Source organism: Kitasatospora sp. NPDC056531, from assembly GCF_042794375.1.
Taxonomy (GTDB): domain Bacteria; phylum Actinomycetota; class Actinomycetes; order Streptomycetales; family Streptomycetaceae; genus Kitasatospora.
This window is the reverse complement of the sequence record NZ_JBHTTU010000182.1, coordinates 1-4,546: the sequence shown is the minus strand read 5'-3', so window position 1 is coordinate 4,546 and position 4,546 is coordinate 1. Positions and strand designations below refer to the sequence as shown.

The following is a 4,546-nucleotide window of genomic DNA, read 5'->3' as shown; positions in this document are numbered from 1 at the left end:
GCCGGGACGGGCCGTCGGTGCCGGGCAGGACGCCTTACACGAAGGGGCGTACGGCGGCACGGACCACGCCCACGGAGGCGAGGCGGGCGCTGACGGCAGGGAGGCCGGCGCGCCGGTGCGTCCGGCTGAGAGCACCGCAGGGGACTGGACTCACGTCGCGGCGGAGCTGGGCCGCAAGGGCAGCATGCTGGGCAGGCTGATCTACCGGACGGCTTTCCCGCGCACCGACCTGCATGTCGTCTCCCACGGCGTCACCGTGTCGCCGGAACTCGCGGTCGGCTCGCACGTGTCCTTCATCCGCTATGCCGACAAGACCACCCTGACCATGGGAGAACTGGCCGTCACCGAGGCGGAACTGTCCCCGGTGATCGGCGCGCTGCAGTCACACGGCATCGAGCAGGTGGCCATTCACAACCACCTGCCCGCCCACACTCCCCGTCTCGTGTGGATCCATACGCACGGACACGGTCCGAACGCCCCGGCCCTGGCCCGCGGCCTGCACGCCGCGTTCGCCCACACGGGCACGCCGCCCGCCAAGTCCTCGACGACGCAGCCGAAGAAGCTGGAGCTGGACACGGCGGGCATCGACGCCGCCCTGGGCACCACAGGCACCGTCTACGGCAGTGTCTACAAGTCCGCCTTCCTGCGCCGCGAGACGATCACCGACGGCAGCTATGTCCTGCCGCCCGGTTCCGGGGCGACCACGGCCTTCAGCTTCCAGCCGGTGGGGGGAGGCCGCGCCGCGCTCAGCGGGGATGTCGCCGTGCTGGCCGGGGAGGCGCAGCATGTGCTGGGCGTACTCCAGCGCGACGGGATCGGGATCGTCGAACTGCACAATCACGGCTTGGTCGACTCGCCCCGCATGTTCTTCATCCACGTCTGGGCCGTCGGCGACGCCGTGAAGATTGCGCGGGCCCTGCACCGCGCGGTGGCCGCCACCAACGCCGCGCCCGCCAATGGGGCAGGAGGGGGCGAGTAAGCGGGCCTGACGGCAGCGGCCCATGGGCCGTGGTCCACGAGAACCGCTTCGCCACCCCCATCACCCACCTCGCCGTGCTGCGCGCCCACCTGCTCACCCGCCGCCGTATCACCGGCCTGCTCACGCTGCGCGAGCGCACCGGAGTGCACCTGGCCCTGGTCCGCCACCGACCCCGCCCCACCCCCACCCTGGAAACGCACTCCGGGCGACCCGCCACCGCATCGCCGAGGGCGCCATCCGCCGATCGCCCCCCAAGGGTGCCAACGCCGGAAGGCCGCCACCCGCAGGTGACGGCCTCCAGTGCCTTCTCGGGGCTCCGGCAGCGAAGTGCCGACCACGGACACCGGACTCGGCCGGGCCCGTTCTACTGCTGCCCTACGGGCCCGCTGGCCGCCGACGGGACCCGGTGGTGAGCTCCGATCCTCCCCAAGGGGCGATCAGCCCCGCGAGTCACTACGCGAAGAAGTCCCGTACCACCCGCTCGGCCGCCTCGTCCGCGGCCGCGTCAGGCGACAGCTCATCGAGCGTGTCCAGATCGGTGTCCTCGCTGAGTTCGGTCTCCCAGGCCGCAGCTAGTTGCTCCTGCCGCTCGCGTGGCTGCGCCTGCACCTTTTCGCGGCTGGCGGGGCTGAGGGCGGCGAGGAAACGGTGGAGTTCGTCGTCAGCGGGCATGAGGGCCTTCCCGGGAGCGGGGTCAGTGTTCACGTGACACATGTTCACCGGTAGGTGTCCCAGGGGATGAGCGCAATGCGCGCAGCGGAGGCGGGAGTCACCCGAGCGCAGGCCTGGCCGGTTCCAGCGGACAAAGCAACAGCATTCGCCGGTGCGTGTGTCGTCATGAAGCCTTCCACCACGAGGTCCGGGCACGGCATCGACGTGATCGGGCCGTCGGAGGCGTCGCGCTCCGGGGCGTCCGAGGGCTTCGACAGCCGGCTCTGCCCGTACGGCCGGAATTGGGGCCCTGTACGAAGCACCCGAATCGTGACCTTCCCGGCCGTGGAGCCCGGAACCCGCCGTTCACGGCCCGCGTCCCCGCCGGTAGTCGCCGTGCCGTAAGGTGCGGCGCCGCGAAGCCGAGCAGGCAGTGAGCAGGACGGGAAGAGCGCAAGGCGATGGACGACAGACAGACCGAGGACGGCAGACCCGGCGGGGGCGGCACCGCACCCGCCCCCACGGGACCGGCGCCCGAGGCGGACGAGGGCCTCTGGGAGCTCCCGGAGTACCTCTACGAGCGGGAGCTCGGCGCCGGGGCGAGCGGCCGGGTCGTGCTCGCCCGCCACCGGGACACCGGTACCCCGGTGGCGATCAAGCACCTCCACGCCTGCGCCGCCTCCACCGCGCTGCGCGCCGAGGCCGAGGTCCTCGCCGGCATCGACTCCCCGTACGTCACCCGGCTCTACGAGTACGTGGAGGGCGAGCGGGGCTCGGCCATCGTGATGGAGCTGGTCGACGGGATCGCGCTGCGCGACCTGCTGCGCTCGGAGGGTGCCACCACCGCCGAGGCCGCCCTGGTGGTGCTGAAGGGCTCGCTGCTGGGCCTGGCCGCCGCGCACGAGGCCGGCGTGGTGCACCGCGACTACAAGCCCGCCAACGTGCTGGTTGACACGGCCGGCACGTCCAAGCTGGTCGACTTCGGCATCGCCGTGCCCAGCGGCGCGGACCGCGACGTCTCCGGCACCCCCGCCTACATGCCGCCCGAGCAGTGGGCGGGCCGGGCCGCGTCCCCGGCGGGCGACGTCTACGCGGCGACCGTCACGTTCTTCGAGTGCCTCACCGGCACCCGCCCCTACGAGGGCGCCACGATCGCCGAACTCGCCGTCCAGCACACCGAGGCGCCGATCCCCGCCGAGCTGGCCCCGGCCCCGGTCCGGCCGCTGATCCTGTCGGGCCTGGCCAAGGAGCCGGACGCCCGGCCCGACAGCGCGGCCGCGCTCGTCGAGGAGCTGGAGAAGGTGGCGGCCGCCGCCTACGGGCCGCACTGGGAGGAGAAGGGCCGCCGCGACCTGACGGCGCTGGTCGGCCTGCTCGCGCTGCTGCTGCCCGGCGCCGGGGGAGCGGCCGGCGGTGGCACCTCGCTGGCCCACACCCTCCTGGGCCCGGTCGAGGCGGACGCCTACACCGACGCCGGGGCCGACGCGGGGTCCGGCTTCGGCGCCGACGCCGCCCCGGCGGTCGCACGCCTGCCCCTGACTGCCCGTCTCGGGACCCGCGGCAAGGTGCTCACCGGCGTCGCGGCCGGCGTCATCGCCCTGGCCACCCTGACCACCGTGGCGATGGCGCGGGCCACCGGCGGCGGCGCCCACACGGTGCTCGGCAGTGCCTCGCCCGAGGCGACCACCAGCCTCGCCGCCCACGACCCGGTGGACGGCCCGTCCGCGGCCCCGAGCACGGCCGGCGCCACCCCGACCCCGTCCGCCCCGGCGACGCCGACGGCCACCGCTTCCACCACCGCGTCCACCACCCCGAGCGGCGCCCCCACCGCCACGCCGACCGGCAAGACGCCCGCCGCCCCGGGGACGTCCGCCACCCCCGCAACCGGCCCGCAACCGGCACCGGCCGGCCCTGCCGCACCGGCATCCGCCCCGCCCGCCGGCCCCGCCCCCACCCAGGCCGGGCCGACCTCCTCGGCGCCCACGCCCTCGCCCTCGCCGAGCCAGAGCGTCGCCCCCGCGACCATCACGATCAGCTCGGTGAACCTGGACTCCCTTGCCTGCGGCGGACGTTGGGCCCTGACCGCCACCGTCACGGTGGTCGCCCAGGGCAACGCGACCGGGACGCTGACGCTCAGCTGGTACCACAGCTCGGGCGGACGCGCCGTCACCGTCGCCACCGACACGGTGCCGGTCCAGAACGGCCGCGCCACCATCACCCGCACCCACGACTTCGGCTCCGCCGACAACTTCACGACCTGGGGCGTACGCGTCGGCACCTCGCCGGCCGCGACCGTGCCGGGCAAGACGTCCGCCGAGATGTACGCCTTCACCTGCAACCCGCCCCGCTGACCCGGCCCCTGCCGGTCCGCCACCCGGCGGCGCGAACCACCCCGCCCCACCCCTCGCCCTGGAGAAAGCCATGTCCACGCCCCACCCCGACGCCGCCCCCACCCCGGGCGCAGACCAGACCGTCCGGCTCGGTCCGGGTACGGGCGAGGGGGAGGAAACCCGCCACCCGGCACCCGGCACGGCGGGGGAGGCCGGCACGGTCCGGCTCTCCCGCGCGGACGTGGAGACGACGGTGCGCCTTGACGGCGCCCCCGACCCGCGTGCGGACGGGACGGTCCGCCTGGCCCGTTCACCCCTCGGTGCAGCGGACCCCGAGGCGACGGTGCGTCTCGACAAGGCTCCCGACCCGCGCGCGGACCGCACGGTCCGGCTTTCCCCCGCGGGCCTCGGCGCGCCGGACCCGGAAGCCACGGCGCGTCTCGACGCCGCCGAGGTCGAGAGCGCGACGTTCCTCGACCCCCGGGTGTGGGGTGCACCGCGGTCGGGGGAGGGCGTCACGCTGCCCGAGCCGCTCCCCGCACCCGCCCCGAACGCCGGCGCCCCCGAGGCCTCCGCCTCCGTCCCC

At 74.9% G+C, this 4,546-nt stretch carries 3 protein-coding genes and 1 pseudogene; 3 read left to right on the top strand and 1 reads right to left on the bottom strand.

Annotated features, from left to right (window positions below):
* Positions 1 to 979 (top strand): DUF1259 domain-containing protein (locus tag ACFQ87_RS43560; RefSeq protein ID WP_380616575.1); only part of this gene is annotated, 979 nt, incomplete at its 5' end.
* Between the two features lie 453 nt (positions 980 to 1,432).
* Here the strand turns inward: ACFQ87_RS43560 and ACFQ87_RS43555 are convergent.
* Entirely contained in the window at positions 1,433 to 1,651 is a 219-nt protein-coding gene (locus ACFQ87_RS43555; RefSeq protein WP_380616578.1) for a hypothetical protein, read from the bottom strand.
* 440 nt (positions 1,652 to 2,091) lie between these two features.
* On the opposite strand from ACFQ87_RS43555, the gene ACFQ87_RS43550 reads away from it, so the two are divergent.
* Both ACFQ87_RS43550 and ACFQ87_RS43545 read left to right on the top strand, forming a co-directional pair.
* Positions 2,092 to 3,981, top strand: coding sequence for a protein kinase (locus ACFQ87_RS43550; RefSeq protein WP_380616574.1), 1,890 nt, complete (start codon positions 2,092 to 2,094; stop codon positions 3,979 to 3,981).
* A 70-nt stretch (positions 3,982 to 4,051) separates the two neighbouring features.
* Positions 4,052 to 4,546, top strand: a pseudogene (locus tag ACFQ87_RS43545) (hypothetical protein); the annotation flags it as partial.

What these genes read in the sequence shown, in the direction of transcription:
- ACFQ87_RS43550 (WP_380616574.1), top strand. Translation starts at nt 2,092, where the DNA reads ATGGACGACAGACAGACCGAGGACGGCAGACCCGGCGGGGGCGGCACC.
- ACFQ87_RS43555 (WP_380616578.1), bottom strand. Translation starts at nt 1,651, where the DNA reads ATGCCCGCTGACGACGAACTCCACCGTTTCCTCGCCGCCCTCAGCCCC.